Origin of the sequence: Pseudonocardia halophobica (assembly GCF_027922425.1) — a bacterium.
Classification (GTDB): domain Bacteria; phylum Actinomycetota; class Actinomycetes; order Mycobacteriales; family Pseudonocardiaceae; genus Pseudonocardia; species Pseudonocardia halophobica.
Genome location: NZ_BSFQ01000205.1, coordinates 1 through 705 on the forward strand (window position 1 = coordinate 1; position 705 = coordinate 705).

Annotated in this window: 1 protein-coding gene; it reads right to left on the bottom strand. The window is 73.5% G+C overall.

The window, feature by feature from the left end:
- Positions 1 to 588, bottom strand: a 588-nt coding sequence (locus tag PKE99_RS38170) for a hypothetical protein (protein ID WP_271215117.1), incomplete at its 3' end; no start/stop codon positions are given.
- Positions 589 to 705 lie beyond the last annotated feature (117 nt).

Sequence of the window (705 nt, forward strand, 5' to 3'; positions counted from 1 at the left end):
GCTCACGGTCGCCTCGATCTCGTCGGCGACGACCACCGGCACGGCGTGGGCGCCCGGCTGGGGCGGGCGCAGCTCGACGGGTGCGCCGAGCGCTCCGGTCGCGGCGCGCAGCAGTTCCTCGGGGGTGGTTGCGGCCGAGGCACTGCCTGCCGAGCTGCTCTCGAATGCGCGTAGCGCCGCCCGGATGCGGACGAGCGCCACGTCGGGGCCGCCGGCGAGCTCGCGGTGCAGGGCCAACAGCAGCGCCGCGAGGTCGCAGTCGCTCCGGGCCCGCAGGACGGCCACGGTGACTCGCCGGGGGAGCGCCGCGGCCGTCGGGGCGATGTCCTCGCGCCCGTCGGTCAGCACGACCGCGCTGAGTTTGCGGGAGCCCGCCGTGCGCAGCGCGACGTCGAGCCGGTAACTGACGGCGTCCTGCGACGCGGCGTGAGTCAGGACCGCGAGTGTGGCCTCGTCGAGGTCGCCGAGGCGGCCGAGGTCCTCGACGAGCGCGATCCGCCGCACCGGGGGATCGGCGTCCGGACCTGCGATCGGCTGCAGGAGTGAGCGCAGATCCGGCGCGTCCAGCAACGCCCGAAGGGAACCCACGCGGGTGAGTATCCACCGGGTTGTGCATGCTGCACAAGAAGACGAACTTCTGGTGGCGGATCGCCAGAGACTGCCTGCGGCGACCGACACATACTGGCAGCCGAAGAGCGGAGAGAC